This window comes from Microbulbifer maximicatervae (SeqCode), from assembly GCF_052467825.1.
In genome coordinates this window covers 190,168-209,496 of the sequence record NZ_CP174327.1, presented here as the reverse complement: position 1 = coordinate 209,496, position 19,329 = coordinate 190,168, and the positions used below count along the sequence as shown (strand labels likewise).

The window sequence follows — 19,329 nt, the reverse complement described above, 5'->3', positions numbered from 1 at the left end:
GGATACTGGTGAGCAAGCCGGCCATGACATCCAATCGTCCCTACATTCTGCGGGCGTTTTACGAGTGGATAACCGATAACCGGTGCACTCCTTATATTCTGGTTGATACGCACCTCCCCGGTGTTTTGGTGCCGCAACAACATGTGAACGACGATGGTCAGATAGTGCTGAACATCTCGGAATCAGCGGTTGCCAGTCTGACTATGGATAATTACGCCATCAGGTTTAACGCCCGTTTTGGCGGGGTTCCGACAGATATCCAAGTTCCAGTGGGGTCTGTGGTCGGAATCTACGCGCGGGAAAACGGGCAGGGGATGGTATTTGAGGCTGAGGAAACTCCAGAGCCGCCCGAACCGACGCCACCCACCAGTTTGGGTAAAAAATCGGTGAAAAAACCGGCTCTGCGTGTCGTTAAATAGTGCTCCTTTTCGCTGGTAGGGCAAATTTCTGAAGCCCTGCCAGTTCCCTTCCTCCACTTTTGTGACCCGGTTCCGGGTATACGCTTGTCCCAAGTCCGTATAATGTCGCGTTATCTTTTATTGCCGCGAATGTCATGCCGCCGTACCTTCAATGGCTGCGCTTTATTTGGCTGCCAGGGATGCTTCTGGTGCTTCTCGTTGCGCAGTATCTTCCCTGGATCGATCTGACCCACTTATACAGTCCGCAGCTGCCTGTGTTGCTATTGGCTATGGCGGCATTGCTCAGTTTTGGTTTTCGCTCAAGCCGGGTTGCGCTTTCAGCGCTGCTTATCATGACCCTATACATCGCGGCTCACTCCCAGTTGCTCCCCAGCTTGCACAGGGATCTCCCGCTATATCTCTCACTGGTTGCGGTAAATCTTGTTTTGTTTACTTGCAGTCGTGATCGCAGTGTCTTCAGTATTTTTGGGCTGCTGTGGGGCCTGTTTTTGCTGGCTGAGGGGGTGGGTTTTGTCTTGCTCTACGATTGCTGTGCGCCGCTGAGGCTGGCATTTCCGGTCGAGAATTTGCCCAGCGGGTTGTCCGGGTTTTTACCCGACGCATTTTCGTTGCCACAATTGATTGGCGCTGTCTCCGCTCTCGGTGCTTTTGCCTTACTTTTTCTCTACCCTGGCCCGACCGCTATGGGTCTGTTTAGCTGTTCTATTTTGCTGTTGTGCAGTGTTTGGTTGAGCCTTCCTCTCGAGTTTACCGGCTCTGTAGCCGGAATATTATTGGTCGCTTCGCTGCTTGGGGCCAGTTATGAATTGGCGTTTCGCGATGAGCTGACTGGGCTTCATTCCAGGCGGGCCTTCCGCTATCAGATGCTGACGCCAGCATGGAATTACAGCCTTGCCATGGTTGATATTGATTATTTTAAAAAGCTGAATGATCGCTATGGCCATCAGGTGGGTGATCAGGCTTTGCAAATGGTTGCGGCTCAACTCGCGCGCCACTCTCACGGTACAGTGTTTCGCTATGGAGGCGAGGAGTTTGTTATTTATCTTCCGGGCCGCAGTCGCCAGGCGAAAGAAGCTTTATTGGAAAAAATCAGGGAGAAAATCTCAAGTTACCCACTGCGCCTAAGGTCATCGGGGCGTCTTTCCGCAGGGGCTTCGCTCAGGGGGAAGGGTGGGGGGAAGCCAGTAAAAGTTACCGTGAGTATTGGCGTTGCCCACCGCAATAAAAAACTAAAGAAACCCGAGAGTATCCTTAAAGCGGCTGATCAAGCGCTTTATAAAGCAAAGCGCAGCGGGCGAAATTGCCTGTCTGTCCACAGCTGATATAAATCAAGTAAATTTGAAAGTGACGCTTAATTCCCTTTTGGCATTGGTCAATCTGTTGTGCGCCACCGATACTGCAAGGCAGGGTATTAGAAGGGAGATTTGGTGTGCGGATACTCAGTCATACAATAGGTATTCTTACCAACCCGGAAAAAGAGTGGAAAGCGATACGCGCTGATAGACATTCTTTTTTTGAGGTGTTTGTAACTCATGTGCCGCTTCTGGCGTTGATTCCTACGGTGGCCGGTTACTTTGGGGTTACCCGGGTAGGCTTTCAGGTTGGGGGGCATCTGGCAAAGCTGACACCTGAAAGTGCAGCTGTTCTGTCGGTTGTTACTTATTTTGCATTGCTGGTTGGCGTCTATTGCCTCGGAGAGTTTATTAACTGGATGGCGCGATCCTACGGGGTTGAGGGCGATGAGCCCACGCGTCATTATGAAGGCACGGCACTTGCGGTGTTTATTACTACGCCAATCTTCCTGGCGAGTATCGTCGTCCTTTATCCGCACCCCTGGCTCACGATGGCGTCCGTAGGCATTGCCGGGATGTACTCTATTTACCTGGTCTTTGCCGGTATTCCGATCCTGATGAAAATGAATAAGGATCGAGCATTTCTGTATGCCTGTGCAGTATTAACCGTTGCCCTGGTAATGATGGTTACAGTGCTTATTGGCTCCGTCATTTTGTGGAGTGTGGGTATCGGACCGGTTTATCAGCACCACGCCCATTAAGGGTTCACAACGCCAGCATTTGTGCTGGCGTTGTGTGGCTTACCTAGACTTATCGATAACCGGCGGCATAGGGCAGTCCAGGCTGTCAGCGACGGCCCTTAACAATTCAATCTCCTCCGCTTTAATTACCCCATTGTGATTCAAGGTGATCACAATCGCTTTCAGTAAGTCGGGTTTCTCCAGGGGCGGGATAAGGCTGGCGATTGCAATGGCCTTGTCCAGTCGTGGCAGGGTGATATCAGCGATGCCGGGTAGCGGGGTTATTTCAAGGTTGAGGGCATTGAGACCCTTCTCATAAGCACGTTTTGCTGGAAGGTATTGGCTGTTTCCCGCATGGGCGATGGCTGCAATGATAAATCGTGAAGCATCCTTGTTGGCATGTTTGCTGTGGGACAGGCGCTGTCGATCTGGAGCGCCGTCGAGTGCGTGCATTAATACCCGGTACAGGGCCCATTCCCAAACTTCAACTTTCCCATCGCTGTGTAGAAGCTTGATAAGATTTCGTTTAAAGATCTGGTACTGCTGGGGGACTAAGGCGCGTAAGGCAGGGATACACAGGTCAATCAGTGCGAGGCGAGCGTTGCTCGGCAGTGATTCCATATGTGGTGTGAGTTTTTTCATCTCGCGGATAACAGCGGGATGGGCAATTTTCTCCAAGAGGTTTAGCTGTTTGTCTCGCTCGGTTTTATCCTTGTGCAGAAGAAGGTAGTAAACCAGTGCCCGGGCGGTAAAAGGTTCGTGTGCAGCCTGTTGGATCAGAGGTGGAATAGAACCCAGCAGTTGATATCCAAGCTCAACTTGATGTGTATCTGGTTTGGCAATGCTGTTGTCCACCGCATCCAGAGCAGCCTGGAAAGGCGTCGTAGGAGCGGCCATGGCGAGCTGCGGATTTTGCAATTCACTGGGTTTTAAAGTCTGGGTTTCACTTTTTACCTGTTCTTCCGTATTGGCGAATAGGCCGTTCCAGGCGGGCTCTAACCTCTTTATGCGCACTGGCAGTGGAGGGTGAGTGGCAAAAAGGCTGAGCAGGGAGCGTTTTACCCCAACCGCGAACAACATATGGTTAAACTCTGCTGCGTTGGGGCTGCTGAGTTCTGAGCCTAAATCGCGGCCACCGATCTTTTTCAGTGCGTTGGCAATACCGAGGTTGTTGCGAGTAAATTGTACTGCGGAGGCATCGGCAAGAAACTCCCGTTGCCGACTGACAGCGGCCTTGATCAGATTGCCGATCAGCGTACCGGCGTAGCCGAGGATAATCAGAGTTATTCCCAGGCCTAGTAGCGGATATCTTATGGGAGTTACGCGCCTGTGGGGTGCCGGGCTTCTGACAAAGAGCTGCCCCAAAAGTCCAATAATTAAGATTCCGTGCAGCAGCCCGGTGATTTGGATGTTTAGACGGATGTCTCCATTGAGAATATGACTGAACTCGTGGGCAACAACTCCTTGTAGCTCCTCCCGGGTTAGCTTTTCCAAGGAGCCCCGCGTCAGGCCAATAACGGCATCGGTAGGGTTTTGGCCAGCGGCAAAGGCATTGATGGTGCTGTCCTCAATGATGTAGACATCGGGTACCGGAATACCTGTTGCAATAGCGATCTCTTCCACAACATTGAGTGCTCTCTTTTCCCGCTCAGTCCGCGCGGAAGTATTAAGTTTGTGCCCTCCCAGGGATTCCGCCACAGCCTTTCCCCCTGGGGATAATTGATGGAACTTGTACAGACTGCCCAGAATAACGACGGTACCGATGACAAAGGCTATTGAGCCAAGGGTCTCCCAGCCCAGAAGTTGTACAACTTCAAAGGGAGTAAATGGTTGGCCGCGGGACAGTGACACCATGGCTGCCGTAGCCAGGGTGCTCAAACTGATTAGGGTAATGACGGCCAGGCTGAACAGGAAAACCAGCAAACGACTGCTGTGCTTGGCTTTGTCCTGGTGAACGTAAAAGTTCATATTTAAAACTCGATACGTGGCGCGACTTGAAAGGTTTCTGAGTCTGCAAACTCAAGCAGTTGGGCGTTGGCCCTGTGGCCAAAAAAGCCGGCCAGAAATACTGGGGGGAAGCTTTGCTTGTAGATGTTGTAGCTGGTGACGCAGTCGTTAAAAGCTTGGCGTGCAAATGCCACGCGGTTTTCGGTGCTGTTTAACTCCTCGTTGAGTTCGCGGAGGGTCTGGTCGGCTTTCAGTTCCGGGTAGGCCTCAATCACCATATTCAGGCGGCCGAGGGCGCTGTTGAGAAGACCTTCAGTGCGACCGAGTTTATCGATTGCGGCGGCATTAGTGGGGTTTTTAGCGGCAGATTTGAGGTCTGAAATTGCGGTATTGCGCGCACTGATTACCGCTTCCAGGGTTTCCCTCTCGTGATTCAGGTATGCCCTGGTGCTCTCTACCAGATTTGGTACCAGGTCGTGGCGTCGCTTTAACTGTATGTCGATCTGCGCAAAAGCATTTTCACTGTGGTTTTTCAGTGAAACCAGTTTGTTAAAGATACTGATGATGAAAAAGAACAGTGCGATGACCACCGCCAGCACAATAAGTCCCGTAGACCCCATAACACTTCCCTATTTATCCCTGTTGGTGGCGTAAATAGTAACACGATGGGCTGATACTGCTGCGCACCGGTCGCACCCCTGGCGGAGCGGGGTGGGGCTTCGGCTATAATGCGGCGACATTAAAACAATTGCCGCCACCACAGTGATGGCGGCACAGAACTTGGAGCAGCCAGAATGAGTGATGTAACTTCGGACCCTGTAGTGATTGTCGGAATGTCGCGTACGCCAATGGGCGCTATGCAGGGCAGCCTTTCAGCCCTCACTGCCCCGCAGTTGGGTGCCGCGGCGATTCGCGCAGCCCTTAAGGACGCGGGTGTGGCACCTGCCGATGTGGATGAAGTACTGATGGGTTGTGTGCTCCCGGCAGGAGTTGGTCAGGCTCCGGCACGTCAGGCATCACTGGGTGCCGGCATCCCTGTCGGCACTCCTTGCACCACTGTTAACAAGGTGTGCGGCTCCGGGATGAAGACTGTAATGATGGCCCGTGATGCCCTGCTGATGGGTGAGGGTAAGGTTATCGTTGCCGGCGGTATGGAAAGCATGAGCAATGCCCCCTACCTGCTGGCCAAGGCCCGCTCTGGTATGCGCCTCGGTCATGGAGAGGTCAAAGATTCCATGTTCCTGGATGGTCTGGAAAATGCTGCGGATGGCAAGCTGATGGGCACTTTCGCCGAATCTACTGCCGATAAGTACGATTTCACCCGCGAGGAGCAGGATGCTTTTGCCCTGGAATCTCTGGCGCGTGCCCAGGCTGCGATTGAGAGTGGAGATTTTACCCGTGAAATTGCCCCGGTCACGATTGCCTCTCGCAAAGGTGAGATTGAGGTGAGTGTCGACGAGGCCCCAGGTAATGCCCGTCCAGACAAAATCCCTCAACTGAAGCCAGCGTTCCGTAAAGACGGCACTGTAACCGCAGCGAACTCCAGCTCTATTTCTGACGGTGCTGCGGCGCTGGTGTTGATGCGCAAAAGTGAAGCTGAGAAGCGCGGCTTGAAAGCTCTGGCTGTTCTCAAGGGGCAATCCCAGTTTGCCCGTGAGCCCGAGTGGTTCACTACGGCTCCGGTCGGCGCTATGCACAAGCTGCTGGAAAATGCCGGTTGGTCTGCGGCGGATGTGGACCTATTCGAGATTAATGAGGCATTTGCGGTAGTGGCTATGGCTGCAATGCGTGAGCTCGATTTGCCTTGGGAGAAGGTCAATGTTAACGGTGGTGCCTGTGCCCTCGGCCACCCGTTAGGTGCTAGCGGTGCCCGTATCCTGGTTACCCTGTTGGCAGCGATGGAAAAGCGCGATGCCAAGAAGGGTGTGGCAAGCCTGTGCATTGGTGGCGGTGAGGCTACAGCGGTTGCTATAGAGCGCGTATAAGTTACAGACTTGAGCGCTAACAAAAACGGAGGCAGTTGCCTCCGTTTTTGTTTGTGTAGTGCGGGAAATATTAGTTGATGTATTCCACTGCTTTCACAACCTTCTGTACCCCGCCTACCGAGCGGGTCACTTCGGCTGCCCGCTCCGCTTCGGCAGGAGTTAGCAGTCCCATCAAATAAACAACTCCATTCTCGGTCACGATTTTGATGCGACCACTGTCTACTTCCTTATTGGCAAACAAGTTGCTTTTCACCTTGGTGGTTAGCCAGGTATCGCTGGTGCTAGCCAGTAAAGTGACTTTACCGCGCACCTGAATTTCGTTGTAGACCTGGCGAACATTCTGTACTTGTTCCGCCGTGCGCCCGGCAAGCAGGCGCAGTTCCTGGCTGGGTACCTGGCCGGTGAGTAGTACAACACCATTAAAAGAATTGATATTGATATTCGAGGTTTTCAGGTCCGGGTGAGCTTTGTTGATATTGACTGTGGTCACCGTCTCGATGCGCTGGTCGTCAATATAGGTGCCAAAAGATCGCTCGCCGGGGTCCTGTTGTATGGGGCCGTCATGGGTGGCCTCCAATACAGTGCTGCATCCCGCTAACAAAGTGGTTGCCGCGAGGGCAGCCAGGAGATATTTCCCCAGGGTCAACTTTTTGTTGTTCATCGTTTATTCCTCGTAGCCACCAAACAAACTACTGTCGATTAGGTCGCACAGGCAAAAAATTGTCAGAAGATGTACTTGGTGTACCTCTGCTGCGACATCGGAAGGCACCCGTAGTTCAATATCATGGGTATCGAGCAGGGCGGCGCAGTCGCCGCCATCACCGCCGGTCAGTGCGAGTATGCCCATATCCCGGTCCCGAGCCGCACGCATGGCCTGAACCAGGTTTGAGTCGCGCCCATCGCTGCTGATAATTACGAGAAGGTCACCGGGCTGCCCCAGGGCGCGAACCGGGTGTGCGAAGGTGTCTGCACCGCCGTGGTTCGAGGCAACGGTGCCCATGGAGACGCCGTCGCTGTTGAGGGCCATAGCCGGTAGGCCGGGGCGTTCGCGCTGGAAGCCGCCGGTCAGTTGCGAGCTAAAACTTTGCGCCAATGCGCCACTGACACCATTGCCACAGAGCAGGACTTTGCTCTCTGCCAAGAGTGTATGCACCACCATTTCGCTGGCTTCTGCAATCAGCGGGGCCAGTATCTCGCCAGCGTTCATTGTGGCTTCAAGGCTGTGGTGAAAAAGGGTTACGACTCGCTGTTCCATTGTGTCCTTAATTCAGGTGAGCTCGAACTCACCATAACTTGACGGGGTAAATCTCGGTTTTGCCTCAGGCTTCGAAGGCGCTTTTAATCCACTGGATGTTTTGTGCATCGCCATCTATGGCAAGGACATCGAAGCGGCACGGACAGTCCAGTTTATGTTGCTGCAAATAGCGGCTGGCAGTGGCCAGTAGCTTAGCTTGCTTGCGTGAATCCACGCTGGCTGCGGCCCCGCCGAATTGGCTCTTGCGGCGGAAGCGCACCTCCACGAACACGACAGTATCGCTTTCACGAGCGATAAGGTCTATCTCTCCGTGTGAACTGCGATAATTGCGCTCCAGTAAGGTGAGCCCCGCGCGCTGCAAATAGCGGGCTGCGGCAGCCTCCATTTGGCTGCCGACAGTGCCGCTTGAGCCCTTAAAAAGCCTCACGATTCCCACTTAATTCAATCGGCTCCCGCTGCGGCAACTGGGGCTCGACGGTAGTGATGGGCACCGGCACCCCTTTGTCGATTCGCGCCCACATTTGTTCGCGCACTATGCGGCCATCGGCGCTCAGGCTCAATGCGCCGGTGAGACCGTGTACTTTCTGTTCCGGGAACTGGCGCAGCATCGGCAAGCGCGGGTAGAGGCGGAAGGCATCGGCACCTAGGGCATAGAGTCTGGCAAAAGCCGGTGCGGGCGACGCCTGCTCCTCGATATCCTGCTTGGTTTGATTGCTTTCAAACAGCCAGGGCAGGGCGGTAAAGCGAATACCGTTCATGTCCCTGTCGCGATTGCGGTTGATGCTGCCACCAAAAACATGGGAAGTGGCGTATACGGGCAGGTCACTGGCGTAGTAGTAGGTCAGCATAGGGTTGAGCTGGCGCGCCTGCTGGGGTTGTGCTGCCAGGAATACCATATCGACATCGTCACGGCGTCTGGGGGTAAATTCCAGCTTTGCCGCCAGGCGACTCTGCAATTCCTTCTTGCGCGCGTTGCTGGCGGGAATTAACAAGGCATCGCTGACCAGGGCTGAGAACTTGCTGTTGTCCTTAAATGTCCGGCGAATGCTGACTGAGCCACCGAGGCGCAGCCACTCTTCTTCAAATGCTTCAGCGCCGCGCTGCCCCCAGCTATTGTCAGCGGTGAGGACCATTGCCTGTCGCTTGCCCTGCCGGTAAGCGTGCTGGGCAATTTGCCGCGCTTCATCTTCAATTGCCAGTCCAAACTGGACCAGGTCTGTGGTCAGGCGCCCCTCATCGCCGTAGTTGAGGGCGAGAGTAGGCACTGGCAGTTTTTCTGTGGCAAGCAGGTTGGCTACCTTGCTCTTATCCAGTGGGCCAACAATCATCTGCGCACCGGCATCTACGGCGCTCTGGTAAATTTCCTCAAATGGCTGCTCGGTACCGGTGTCGTAAACCATCACTTTCGGAGTTGCGCCGCCAGCATTCAGAGCGGTGTAGTGGGCGGCCATAAAGCCATCCCGGATTGCCCTGCCGGCGTTGCCCAGGGGGCCGGACAGTGGCAGGAGCAGCGCCACGCGGTCTGCCCGCTGGGCGGCCAAGCGCTCTAACAGCTGCAATGCCTGTGGCGGATGGGAATTGGCACTATGGGCGGGCCAGCGCTCGCGCCAGCGGCTGAGGGCGGTCAGCTGTGAGCTGATATCCGTCTGGGTGTCGCGGCCCAGCAGGGCGAGTTGATACCAGGCGCGCATCTGGGTGTCATTGCTTTGGGTGGCGCGAGCCTGCAATTCACTGGAGGGCAGCTGGGTCAAGAGATGCCAAAAGCCGTTGTTATTCTCTGTGATCGCTTCGTCGGACTGGGCGATATAGGAGATTTCGCGCCGCTCACTAATTGCGCTGTCGAGATTTCCCAGAAGTCCCCATAGGTCAGCGCGCAGGCTGCGTAGAGGTAAGGCAGTCTTCTGTGGTAACTCCGGCCACACATTTTCCAGGCGTGGAGAGGCTGCCAGGTCGAGGGCCTCAAAGAAGTCGTCGTCTGCGGCAAGTAGGCTGCCATAGACCTGTGCATAGCTGGCGAAGAGGTTGTCGTCCAGCTGTTCGGGCGTAATTTTGATTACCGCCTCTTTTGCCGTCTCTTTATCTCCCAGCTCGTATAGAATAGCGGCCGCTTGCAGGCGCTGTTGATCCCGCGCCGGTGCCGGCAGGGTGTCGGCACTGCGCAGCATACGTACAGCTTCACTGCGGCTTGCGGTGTGGCCGGCCGAATAATCCGGCTGGTAAACGTTTGGCCGGGAAGCCGGTGTCTGGCAAGCAGCCAGTGCGACTGCCAGTGAGGCAGCTGCCATTCTGGTGATTACAGTAGAGGTGCGCCGGGAAGAGGCGGACATAATCTTCTCCCGCAATATTTATATTTGGAGTGAACAGCTATGGGGCCGGATCAGGCGCTGCTTTATATTGTCGCTACGCCCATTGGTAATTTGGCCGATATGGTACCGCGAGCGATCGAAGTTCTACAATGTGCCGATCTGGTTGCGGCGGAGGACACACGTCACAGTCAGCGATTATTTTCCCATTTTAATATCGATACGCCACTGATGGCATATCACGATCACTCGGATGACAAGCGCACAGAGCAGATTTTGCAGCGCTTGGAGCAGGGCCAGACCATTGCCCTGATTTCCGATGCGGGCACCCCACTGATCTCAGATCCCGGTTATCGCCTGGTACGTGAAGCCCGGGAGCGAGGAATCAAAGTTTCTCCGATACCGGGGGCTTGTGCTTTTGTCTCTGCACTGAGTGCCGCCGGACTCCCCAGTGACAAGTTTAGTTTCGAGGGATTTCTGCCGGCTAAGTCCGGTGCCCGTGAGCGAGCCCTGCAGGAATTGGCCAGTGATACCCGTACCCTGGTGTTCTACGAGGCCCCGCACCGGGTTGCTGACACTCTGGAAGCAATGGCGGTCGTGTTCGGCGGTAATCGAGAGGCGGTGATAGCCCGCGAGGTCAGCAAGGCCTTTGAAACTTTTCAGTTGATGCCTCTGGCAGAGTTGGTTGAGTGGGTCCGCGCTGATAGCAATCAGCAGCGCGGTGAGATTGTTTTGATGGTGCGTGGTGCAGAGCGCTCTCGTGAAAGCGAGCTGGATGGGGAGGCACAGCGTGTAATGTCGCTGCTGCTGGCGGAGTTGCCGCCGAAAAAGGCGGCGGCGATCGCTGCCGAAATTACCGGAGTGAAAAAGAAAGTCCTGTACAACTGGAGTCTGGAGCAAAAATAAGGCGTCGATTGCTGCAATTGCCTGTTGCAATCCGCCTGTCGCCTCTTTAATCTTCGCGCCGAGCTGGCCGGGCAATCGCTGTCGCCTTGTGCGATGGAGGAAAGTCCGGGCTCCATAGGGTGGAACGCCAGGTAACGCCTGGGGGGTGCGAGCCTACGGAAAGTGCAGCAGAGAGTAGACCGCCGATGGCTCCTTTTTTGGGAGTACAGGTAAGGGTGAAAGGGTGCGGTAAGAGCGCACCGCGCGGCTGGTAACAGTCCGCGGCACGGTAAACCCCGTTCGGAGCAAGACCAAATAGGCCCTCTACAGGTGTGACCCGCACTGAGGGCGGGTAGGTCGCTTGAGGTGTCTGGTGACAGGCATCCCAGATGAATGATTGTCCTCGACAGAACCCGGCTTACAGGCCAGCTCAACAATTTCAAAAGCCCGGCATTCGCCGGGCTTTTTTGTTTGCCTGATGTGGTGGTCCTGGCTCCGGTAGCCCTCTTTGTGTTCGCCTATTTCTTCTCGTTTAATTTCGGCTAAAGCCTCTTCTTGGCGTAAAAAAATTGATTAACTGTTAAGGGGGCGATCGTGCCAGATAGGGCTGTTCCGACTAGTTTCAATGTGCCAATATGCGCCACTTCTCTGGAGGCCGCGATTTTACAAGGGGTTATGGGGACTTTGGGGTCGAATTCCTTGACTTTGTGTCGACCAGTTTTATAGTGTCGAGAGTGGGAAAAAGTGGAAAATCGTGGAAATTTGTGGTTTATTCGCGATAAGTAAGTGGGTGTTCACACCGCCAGGTTAAAGTCGAACATCTTTCTCCATTGACCTGCCATATGGGAGTGAGTCGCGAGAGGCGCGATCTCCAAAGCGAGAACCACTAAACGTGTATTTGGGCAGCCACGCAATCAATATGGACGCCAAGGGGCGTCTGGCAATACCGGCACGCGTCCGCGATAGGCTGTTGGATGAGTGTGCGGGGTGCTTGGTGGTGACTGCCCATACAGAGGAACGCTGTTTGTTGGTGTATCCGTCGCCTCAATGGCAGCAAATTCTCCCGAAGATTGAAGCATTGCCCAGCTTTAACAAAGTGGCTCGGCGCGCTCAGCGCCTGCTGATCGGGTATGCCTGTGAGCTGCAGGTGGATGGCAATGGCAGGGTATTGATTCCGCCAACTCTGCGTGAGTACGCGGGGCTGGAAAAGAAATTGATGTTAGTGGGCCAGGGGAAAAAGCTGGAGCTCTGGAGTGAGGAGCGCTGGATGTCCTGGCTCGATGATAGTGAAGACGAAGAGGGTATGCCTGAGGAAATGGCATCCCTCTCTTTATAAGGGGAGTACCGGGTGTCTCAAGAATTGCATCGCAGTGTGTTGTTACGCGAGGCCGTAGACGCTCTGGTGACTGAGCCGGATGGGTTTTATATCGATGGCACCTTTGGCCGGGGTGGGCACAGCGCCTCAATCCTTGAGCACTTGGGGCCCAATGGCCAGTTGGTAGGGGTGGATAAAGATCCCCAGGCTGTTGAATTTGCAGAGCAGCGGTTTGCCGGTGAATCCCGTTTTTCCATTTGGCATGGGTCTTTTGCCGATATGGATAAGGCTGCCGGGCAAGCTGCCGGTAAGGTCAGTGGAATATTGCTCGATCTGGGGGTGTCTTCGCCGCAACTGGATCAGGCCGAGCGCGGTTTCAGTTTTATGCAGGATGGCCCCCTGGATATGCGTATGGATACCAGTCGGGGTATCAGTGCAGCGGAGTGGGTCAACACTGAGGCTGAGGCCGAAATGGCCCGGGTGTTTAAAGAGTACGGCGAGGAGCGTTTTGCCCGTCGAATGGCCGCTGCCATTGTAAAGCGCCGGCTGGAAAAACCATTTGAGCGCACCCTCGATTTTGCCGAGGTTGTGAAAGAGGCGAATCCGGCTTGGGAAAAAGGTAAACATCCCGCTACTCGAGTCTTTCAGGCTATTCGTATTCATATTAATGGCGAGTTGGATGATCTGCAGAGTGCGTTGGATAAATCCCTGCAGTTGCTGGCACCGGGTGGGCGCCTGGTGATTATCAGTTTCCACTCTCTTGAAGACCGAATGGTGAAGCGTTTTATTCGGGAAAAAGAGCGCGGTCCCCAGTTGCCTCGTGGCCTTCCGATTATGGATAGTCAGATAGCCAAGTCACTGCGTTCGGTGGGCAAGGCAGTGAAAGCCAACACGGTTGAAGTGGATGAAAATCAGCGGTCCCGCAGTGCAGTAATGCGGGTGGCAGAAAAGCTGGCGGGAAGCTGAGTTTATGTCTGGCAAGGCTCTACTTGGGGTGGGGGTAATGTGGATAGCGGTAATACTGTCGTCGCTATCTGTTATTCATACCACCCAACAAAGCCGAGAGTTAACTGCTGAGCTCGGTAAGGCACAAAAAGCCCACGATGAATTGCGCTATGAGCAGGAGCGTCTCCTTTTGGAGAAAAGTGCCTGGTCTGCCTATAGCCGGGTCGAACAGGTCGCCCGAGAAAAATTAAAAATGCATATGCCAGCACCTTCGGAACAGGTATTGGTAGTGGCGGATTAAGTTTTAACCGCCTTGGATGAAGACGTAAGTACCCCACTGCTTGCCCGGTGGGGTTTCTGCGTTTGGGGGCTTTGGCCTTTAAATAATTATAAAGAATTTTGCGTTAATTGAGTTTTGGAGTTCAGGCCCTGGAGAGTGGCATGCTCAGCCGGGATGCAAAATAAATAGATAACGCCAACTGGGAAAACATGGGCGCAGTCAAAAAAAAGGATATTCAGCCGGGTATAGCCCGCTGGCGCTTTGCGCTGGTGGCGGTCCTGCTGTGCCTGCTCGCTCTTGCCCTTGTGTTCCACTTGGCCAAACTGCAGGTAGTGCCTGCTGCTGAGCGCGGATATCGTTTCCTGCAAGACCAGGGTCGGGCCCGCACCTTGCGCACCGAAGAGATTGCTGCCTATCGGGGCTCAATAGTCGATCGAAACGGTGAGCTTCTCGCTGTCAGTACACCGGTACACAGCCTGTGGGCCAATCCCAAGCTGTTGAGTGAAATAAGCGATGCGAATTTAGTGCGCCTGGCTCGCGCGCTGGATTTACCGTCATCCAAACTTGGCACTCGCCTGAAGAAATACCGCAATAAAGAATTTATGTACCTGCGCCGGCACTTGTCTCCAGAAGAGGCTGAGAAAGTGCTGGACCTGGGTATTACAGGTGTTTTCAGTAAAAAAGAGTATCGGCGCTTCTATCCTGCCGGGGAGGTCGTAGCCCAACTTCTCGGTTTTACCAATATCGATGATCGCGGCCAGGAAGGAATGGAATTGGCCTACGACGATTGGCTGTCCGGACAGCCGGGATCACGTCAGGTAATTAAAGATCTGAAAGGGCGCACGGTAAGGGATTTGGCAATTCGTCAGGAAGCGCAACCGGGCAGGGATCTGCGTTTGTCTATCGATATGCGCCTGCAATATTTGGCTTACCGGGAATTAAAGCGGGCGGTGTCGGAAAACGGCGCCGCTTCCGGCTTTATGGTGATTCTCGATACTCACAGTGGCGATGTGTTGGCCATGGCCAACCAGCCTTCATTTAATCCCAATGATCGCAAAGGGGTTAAATCGGCGGCTATGCGCAACCGTGCGCTGATCGACCAGTTTGAGCCGGGTTCTACAGTGAAACCCTTAACGGTATTGGCGGCTTTGGAAACCGGGCGCTACACCCCAAGAACAGAAATTAACACCAGCCCTGGATATATTCGCGTTCCGGGAAAAACCCTGGTGGATCCGGTTAATTACGGAAAAATAGACCTCACCAAGATTATTACCAAGTCGAGCCAGGTGGGAATTACAAAAATTGCTCTCGATTTGGAACCAAATTCTCTGCGGGGACTCTTTTATCGCTTGGGTCTAGGCGAGGCAGTGGGCAGCGGCTTCCCCGGTGAAGCACAGGGGATCTTGCCCAGTCGCAGCCGCTGGCACCCAATCGAGCGGGCTAATTTCGCCTTCGGCTACGGTTTAACAGTTAACGCTGTGCAACTGGCACAAGCCTACAGCGTACTGGCGAATGAAGGGGTTAAGCGTCCTGTTTCCCTGGTTTTATCCGGTAACAAAGTTCCGGGCGAGCCTGAGCAGGTTATTGAGCAATCCTTGGCCGGGCAGGTTACTGCGATGTTGGAGACGGTGATTGGTGCTAAGGGTACCGGACGCCTTGCCGCTGTAGAAGGTTATCGTGTCGCCGGCAAGACCGGTACTGTGCACAAAGTTGGCAGTAGTGGCTATGCGGATAATCGCTATCGCTCAGTATTTGCGGGCTTTATTCCCGCTGATAATCCGCGCCTTGCCGCGGTAGTTGTTATTGATGATCCCAGTCACGCCAAATATTACGGTGGTGAAGTTGCTGCACCGGTATTCGGTGCGGTGATGACTGGTGCTATGCGCCTGTTGCAGGTTCCGCCGGAAAAAATTGAATCGGCGGAGGGGCAATTGGCCGCGCAGTTAAGCGAGAGGGGTTCAAAATCGTGAGTCAGCGCGAAAAACATTCTGTTTCTATCAAAGAATTAGTGCCGGGTTACGCCGGTATTCCCGATATTTCTGTCACTGGTATTGCCCTGGATAGCCGCAAGATAAAAGCGGGCGATGCATTTATGGCCTTGCGCGGTTCTGTGGTCGATGGTCGGGAATTTATCGATGCGGCAATTACTGCAGGTGCTGCGGTAGTGCTTGCCGACGGCGACAAGTTGGAATGTAAAAGCCGTGGTGATATCCAGGTGGTCAGTGTTCCCGGTCTGGCAAAGCGGGTAGGGGAAATTGCCGCGCGCTTCCACGGTAATCCCAGTGGTGAAATGCACTTGGTTGGAGTGACTGGCACCAACGGTAAAACCACTTGCGCCTATTTGACTTCCCAATTACTGGCTCGCCACTTTGGCAGTGCAGCATTGATAGGCACCATTGGTAATGGTGTCTGGAAAGATAACCAAATCGAATTGCAGGAAACGGGTTTAACAACGCCTGACCCGGTGAGTTTACAAGCGGACTTTGCAAATTATCGCGATAGTGGCGTTGCCGCTGCCGCAATGGAAGTTTCTTCGCATTCCCTTTCTCAGGGACGTGTGCATGGGCTGATTTTTGATACGGCAATTTTTACCAATTTGAGCCGCGATCATTTGGATTATCACGGCAATATGGCCGCTTACGGCGCAGCCAAAGAGAAACTTTTCGGACTGCCAAAATTGAAGCGAGGAGTCATTAACCTGGATGATCCGTTTGGCGCCCAGTTGGCAGAGCGCTGCAAATTGCGTGGCCTGCGCGTTATTACTTATGGGCTGCAGGCGGGTGATTTATATGTTGCTGACCTGCGTCGCCATGAGCGCGGTTTTTCTGTAAAGCTTAATTCCCCCTGGGGCAGCGGTGAACTGCACGCACCCTTAATCGGCGATTTCAATATTCACAATGCTCTGGCTGTGGTAGCTGCTGCAGCGGCAGAGGGCATGCCTTTTGAAGATATTCTTGCCGCTTTCCCCACTATTAAAGCGGTGCCGGGGCGTATGGAGCGTGTCCTGGTTGAGGGTTCCGATGATGTGGGTGTATTGGTGGATTATGCCCATACACCAGATGCTCTTCGCGCGGCTTTAGCAGCAGCGCGCCCTTACTGTCGCGGTAATTTGTGGTGTGTTTTTGGTTGTGGCGGTGACCGGGATACGGGTAAGCGTGCGGCGATGGGGCGTATTGCCTCCGAGATGGCGGACCGTGCCATTGTGACTAGCGATAATCCGCGCAGCGAGGAACCACAAAAAATTATCGACGATATTCTCGAAGGGGCTGCCAGTAATATCGAAGTTGAAATTGATCGCGCGACAGCGATATCTCAGGCGGTATCTGCAGCGCAACCGGGGGATATTGTATTGATCGCCGGTAAAGGGCACGAGAATTACCAAATTATCGGCAGTGAAAAAATTCACTTCTGCGATCGTGAGCAAGCTGCTGCAGCTCTCAAAGCCCGCGTGGATGAACCGGGCCAGTCAAGTGAAGACAAGGAGAGCCAAGGTGATTAATTCCCTTACGTTGCAGCAACTGCAAAGCCGTTTTGGTGGTGAGTTAATCAATGGCTCTGTGGAGTTTGAACTGGTTTGTACGGATACCCGCAAGCTGGACCCCAAATCTTTATTTGTTGCTCTGGTTGGCGAAAATTTTGATGCTCACGACTTTGTCGGTGAGCTGGATGGCCAGGTATTGGGGTTGGTCGTCGATCGTGAAGTACCCAGTTGCAGTTTACCGCAGTGGCGCGTTGAAGATACGACGGTCGCATTAGGACAAATTGGCTTACTGTGCCGTGAGCAGTTTGACGGTCCGGTTATGGCGATCACAGGGTCCTGCGGAAAAACCACCGTTAAGGAAATGCTGTCTGCAATTTTTTCCCGGAGCCATACACCCTGTGTAACTGAGGGAAACCTGAACAACCAGTTCGGTTTGCCTATGACTTTGTTTGGGCTGACAGTGCAACACGATGTGTTGATTCTCGAAATGGGAGCTAACGGCCCTGACGATATTGGCTACCTGTGTAGTATCGGCAAGCCGCAGGTGACGGCGGTAAATAACGTAATGCCAGCGCATGTCGAGGGCTTTGGTTCTGTTGATGCTATCGCAAAAGCCAAGGGCCAAATTTACACCAGTTTGGATGTATCGGCGACGGCGGTGATCAATACCGATGATGGCTATGCGAATTACTGGTTGGAGAATATGCCCGAAGGGGTAAAGACTCTGGGTATTGGTTTATCTAATGAGTGTGCTATCCATGCGGATAATATTGTATTAAATCCTAATGGTTGCCCTTCATTTGACTTGGTAATTGAAGGCGTTGCCCACCCTGTTAGCCTGAAATTGCTTGGTGAGCACAACGTTCACAACGCCCTGGTTGCTGCTGGCTGTGCTTTTGCTGCGGGAATACCTGCGGTTGAAATTATCAGCGGACTTAACACGGTGACCGGGGTTGCTGGGCGCTTGCAGGAGCAGGCAGGTATAGCCGGTGCAACCGTTATTGATGACAGTTACAACGCGAACCCGGGTTCAGTAGGTGCGGCCATTGAATTGCTGTCACAGCGTTCAGGTAAAAAAATCCTGGTGCTGGGGGATATGGCCGAGTTGGGGCCGGACGCGGAGGAGATGCATAGAAGCGTTGGAGCTTTGGCACGAGAGCGAGGCTTGGATGCGCTGTTTACATTGGGGCCGCTGGGTACTGCCGCCAGCATGGCCTTTTCTGCGGGGAGGCAAGAGTCGCTGCGCAATTATCGCGAGAGAGAACCCCTGGTTACTGCTCTCACTCAACAATTGGATGAACAAACCACAGTTTTGGTTAAAGGATCACGCAGCGCCCGTATGGAATTGGTAGCGCAGGCACTGCTTGGCAATAGCAGAGGGGAGAAGTAATGCTGCTTTGGCTAGCGGAGCTATTACAACAACATGTCAGCGGTTTTTCGGTATTTAACTACCTGACAGTGCGCGCAATTCTTGCTGCGTTGACGGCTCTGGGTATTTCACTACTTGTGGGTCCGCGCATGATTCATTGGTTGAATCATTTACAGGTGGGACAGGCTGTTCGCGATGATGGTCCGCAAAGCCATTTGAGTAAATCTGGCACCCCGACTATGGGCGGCACCTTGATTCTCGCCTCAATTTTTGCCTCAGCCCTACTCTGGTCTGATCTCAGCAATCGTTACGTGTGGGTTACTTTATTAGTTACCTTTGTTTTCGGTGCTGTGGGCTTCGTGGATGACTACAAAAAAGTCGTTTACAAAAATCCCCGTGGCCTTATTGCTCGCTGGAAATATTTTTGGCAATCCGTTGCCGGGTTGGGTGCAGCTATTTATCTGTATATGAGTGCTTCAAGCCCGGCAGAGACCCAGTTTTTTGTTCCCTTTTTTAAAGATGTTGCGATAAACCTGGGACCGGTATCTTTTATATTGCTGACCTATTTTGTTGTTGTTGGCTCCAGTAATGCGGTTAACCTGACTGATGGCCTCGATGGCTTGGCGATTATGCCTACTGTGATGGTGGGTGGAGCACTTGGGGTGATTGCTTATCTATCCGGCCATATGGAGTTTGCTGACTACCTGCATATTCCCGCAATTCCAGGAGCCGGGGAGTTGGCGGTGTTCTGCGCTGCCCTCGGTGGTGCCGGACTCGGATTCTTATGGTTTAACACTTATCCGGCCCAAGTGTTTATGGGGGATGTGGGCGCTCTGGCACTGGGGGCGGCGCTGGGAATTATTGCGGTAATTACCCGTCATGAAATTATTCTGTTCATTATGGGCGGTGTGTTTGTGATGGAAACAGTTTCCGTAATTTTGCAGGTGGCATCCTTTAAATTAACGGGGAAGAGAATTTTTCGTATGGCGCCTCTGCACCACCACTTTGAGTTAAAAGGGTGGCCGGAGCCCCGAGTCATTGTGCGCTTTTGGATTATTACCGTCATTCTGGTCTTGGCTGGTTTGGCAACACTGAAAATTCGATAAATAGATA

Annotated in this window: 18 protein-coding genes and 1 other RNA gene; 13 read left to right on the top strand and 6 right to left on the bottom strand. The window is 53.6% G+C overall.

Annotation, left to right across the window (positions count from 1 at the left end; translation table 11 throughout):
* The first annotated feature begins 23 nt into the window (after positions 1-23).
* From ACJJII_RS00950 to ACJJII_RS00940, 3 genes are all read left to right on the top strand, one after another.
* Positions 24-419, top strand: coding sequence for a ClpXP protease specificity-enhancing factor (locus ACJJII_RS00950; protein WP_108735312.1), 396 nt, complete (start codon positions 24-26; stop codon positions 417-419).
* 134 nt (positions 420-553) lie between these two features.
* Positions 554-1,741 carry a GGDEF domain-containing protein gene (locus ACJJII_RS00945; RefSeq protein WP_444917999.1) on the top strand — a complete coding sequence of 396 codons (1,188 nt, stop codon included), beginning with the start codon at positions 554-556 and terminating at the stop codon, positions 1,739-1,741.
* Between the two features lie 107 nt (positions 1,742-1,848).
* Positions 1,849-2,472 carry a Yip1 family protein gene (locus ACJJII_RS00940; RefSeq protein WP_444917998.1) on the top strand — a complete coding sequence of 208 codons (624 nt, stop codon included), beginning with the start codon at positions 1,849-1,851 and terminating at the stop codon, positions 2,470-2,472.
* Between the two features lie 39 nt (positions 2,473-2,511).
* On the opposite strand, the gene ACJJII_RS00935 is transcribed toward ACJJII_RS00940, so the two are convergent.
* Both ACJJII_RS00935 and ACJJII_RS00930 read right to left on the bottom strand, forming a co-directional pair.
* Positions 2,512-4,419: a M48 family metallopeptidase gene (locus ACJJII_RS00935; RefSeq protein ID WP_444917997.1), complete on the bottom strand. Its 1,908-nt coding sequence runs from the start codon at positions 4,417-4,419 to the stop codon at positions 2,512-2,514.
* A 2-nt stretch (positions 4,420-4,421) separates the two neighbouring features.
* Positions 4,422-5,018 carry a LemA family protein gene (locus ACJJII_RS00930; protein WP_444917996.1) on the bottom strand — a complete coding sequence of 199 codons (597 nt, stop codon included), beginning with the start codon at positions 5,016-5,018 and terminating at the stop codon, positions 4,422-4,424.
* A 174-nt stretch (positions 5,019-5,192) separates the two neighbouring features.
* Here ACJJII_RS00930 and ACJJII_RS00925 point away from each other — a divergent pair, with 174 nt between their 5' ends.
* Positions 5,193-6,383: an acetyl-CoA C-acyltransferase gene (locus ACJJII_RS00925; RefSeq protein ID WP_444917995.1), complete on the top strand. Its 1,191-nt coding sequence runs from the start codon at positions 5,193-5,195 to the stop codon at positions 6,381-6,383.
* Between the two features lie 70 nt (positions 6,384-6,453).
* Here the strand turns inward: ACJJII_RS00925 and ACJJII_RS00920 are convergent, their stop codons facing one another.
* From ACJJII_RS00920 to ACJJII_RS00905, 4 genes are all read right to left on the bottom strand, one after another.
* Positions 6,454-7,044 carry a BON domain-containing protein gene (locus ACJJII_RS00920; protein WP_413663022.1) on the bottom strand — a complete coding sequence of 197 codons (591 nt, stop codon included), beginning with the start codon at positions 7,042-7,044 and terminating at the stop codon, positions 6,454-6,456.
* Positions 7,045-7,047: 3 nt separating this feature from the next.
* The gene (locus ACJJII_RS00915) at positions 7,048-7,638 is read right to left on the bottom strand and encodes an SIS domain-containing protein (protein WP_108734203.1); all 591 of its coding nucleotides are present in this window, start codon (positions 7,636-7,638) and stop codon (positions 7,048-7,050) included.
* 64 nt (positions 7,639-7,702) lie between these two features.
* Entirely contained in the window at positions 7,703-8,065 is a 363-nt protein-coding gene (locus ACJJII_RS00910; protein WP_413663021.1) for a YraN family protein, read from the bottom strand.
* A complete protein-coding gene (locus ACJJII_RS00905) occupies positions 8,052-9,965 on the bottom strand; it encodes a penicillin-binding protein activator (RefSeq protein WP_444917994.1) in 1,914 nt (637 codons plus the stop codon). Before ACJJII_RS00905 ends, ACJJII_RS00910 begins: the two co-directional genes overlap by 14 nt.
* A gap of 39 nt (positions 9,966-10,004) precedes the next feature.
* Between ACJJII_RS00905 and rsmI the strand changes: the two genes are divergently transcribed.
* The 9 genes from rsmI (at position 10,005) to mraY (ending at position 19,322) form a co-directional block, all read left to right on the top strand.
* A complete protein-coding gene (gene rsmI / locus ACJJII_RS00900; protein ID WP_444911383.1) occupies positions 10,005-10,847 on the top strand; it encodes a 16S rRNA (cytidine(1402)-2'-O)-methyltransferase in 843 nt (280 codons plus the stop codon).
* Positions 10,848-10,906: 59 nt separating this feature from the next.
* An RNA gene (rnpB, locus tag ACJJII_RS00895) (RNase P RNA component class A) lies at positions 10,907-11,263 on the top strand.
* Between the two features lie 455 nt (positions 11,264-11,718).
* Positions 11,719-12,162 carry a division/cell wall cluster transcriptional repressor MraZ gene (gene mraZ / locus ACJJII_RS00890; RefSeq protein ID WP_282933875.1) on the top strand — a complete coding sequence of 148 codons (444 nt, stop codon included), beginning with the start codon at positions 11,719-11,721 and terminating at the stop codon, positions 12,160-12,162.
* Between the two features lie 12 nt (positions 12,163-12,174).
* Positions 12,175-13,107, top strand: a complete 933-nt coding sequence (gene rsmH / locus ACJJII_RS00885) for a 16S rRNA (cytosine(1402)-N(4))-methyltransferase RsmH (protein ID WP_444917993.1) — start codon at positions 12,175-12,177, stop codon at positions 13,105-13,107.
* Between the two features lie 4 nt (positions 13,108-13,111).
* Positions 13,112-13,387: a cell division protein FtsL gene (gene ftsL, locus ACJJII_RS00880; protein ID WP_413663017.1), complete on the top strand. Its 276-nt coding sequence runs from the start codon at positions 13,112-13,114 to the stop codon at positions 13,385-13,387.
* Positions 13,388-13,575: 188 nt separating this feature from the next.
* Positions 13,576-15,336, top strand: a complete 1,761-nt coding sequence (locus ACJJII_RS00875) for a peptidoglycan D,D-transpeptidase FtsI family protein (RefSeq protein ID WP_444917992.1) — start codon at positions 13,576-13,578, stop codon at positions 15,334-15,336.
* Positions 15,333-16,865, top strand: a complete 1,533-nt coding sequence (locus tag ACJJII_RS00870) for a UDP-N-acetylmuramoyl-L-alanyl-D-glutamate--2,6-diaminopimelate ligase (protein ID WP_444917991.1) — start codon at positions 15,333-15,335, stop codon at positions 16,863-16,865. Before ACJJII_RS00875 ends, ACJJII_RS00870 begins: the two co-directional genes overlap by 4 nt.
* Entirely contained in the window at positions 16,858-18,237 is a 1,380-nt protein-coding gene (locus ACJJII_RS00865; protein ID WP_444917990.1) for a UDP-N-acetylmuramoyl-tripeptide--D-alanyl-D-alanine ligase, read from the top strand. The genes ACJJII_RS00870 and ACJJII_RS00865 overlap by 8 nt, the downstream gene beginning before the upstream one ends.
* Positions 18,237-19,322, top strand: coding sequence for a phospho-N-acetylmuramoyl-pentapeptide-transferase (mraY, locus tag ACJJII_RS00860; protein ID WP_444893034.1), 1,086 nt, complete (start codon positions 18,237-18,239; stop codon positions 19,320-19,322). The genes ACJJII_RS00865 and mraY overlap by 1 nt, the downstream gene beginning before the upstream one ends.
* Positions 19,323-19,329 lie beyond the last annotated feature (7 nt).

What these genes read in the sequence shown, in the direction of transcription:
- ACJJII_RS00950 (WP_108735312.1), top strand. Translation starts at nt 24, where the DNA reads ATGACATCCAATCGTCCCTACATTCTGCGGGCGTTTTACGAGTGGATA.
- ACJJII_RS00945 (WP_444917999.1), top strand. Translation starts at nt 554, where the DNA reads ATGCCGCCGTACCTTCAATGGCTGCGCTTTATTTGGCTGCCAGGGATG.
- ACJJII_RS00935 (WP_444917997.1), bottom strand. Translation starts at nt 4,419, where the DNA reads ATGAACTTTTACGTTCACCAGGACAAAGCCAAGCACAGCAGTCGTTTG.
- ACJJII_RS00930 (WP_444917996.1), bottom strand. Translation starts at nt 5,018, where the DNA reads ATGGGGTCTACGGGACTTATTGTGCTGGCGGTGGTCATCGCACTGTTC.
- ACJJII_RS00925 (WP_444917995.1), top strand. Translation starts at nt 5,193, where the DNA reads ATGAGTGATGTAACTTCGGACCCTGTAGTGATTGTCGGAATGTCGCGT.
- ACJJII_RS00920 (WP_413663022.1), bottom strand. Translation starts at nt 7,044, where the DNA reads ATGAACAACAAAAAGTTGACCCTGGGGAAATATCTCCTGGCTGCCCTC.
- ACJJII_RS00915 (WP_108734203.1), bottom strand. Translation starts at nt 7,638, where the DNA reads ATGGAACAGCGAGTCGTAACCCTTTTTCACCACAGCCTTGAAGCCACA.
- ACJJII_RS00905 (WP_444917994.1), bottom strand. Translation starts at nt 9,965, where the DNA reads ATGTCCGCCTCTTCCCGGCGCACCTCTACTGTAATCACCAGAATGGCA.
- rsmI (WP_444911383.1), top strand. Translation starts at nt 10,005, where the DNA reads ATGGGGCCGGATCAGGCGCTGCTTTATATTGTCGCTACGCCCATTGGT.
- ftsL (WP_413663017.1), top strand. Translation starts at nt 13,112, where the DNA reads ATGTCTGGCAAGGCTCTACTTGGGGTGGGGGTAATGTGGATAGCGGTA.
- ACJJII_RS00875 (WP_444917992.1), top strand. Translation starts at nt 13,576, where the DNA reads ATGGGCGCAGTCAAAAAAAAGGATATTCAGCCGGGTATAGCCCGCTGG.
- mraY (WP_444893034.1), top strand. Translation starts at nt 18,237, where the DNA reads ATGCTGCTTTGGCTAGCGGAGCTATTACAACAACATGTCAGCGGTTTT.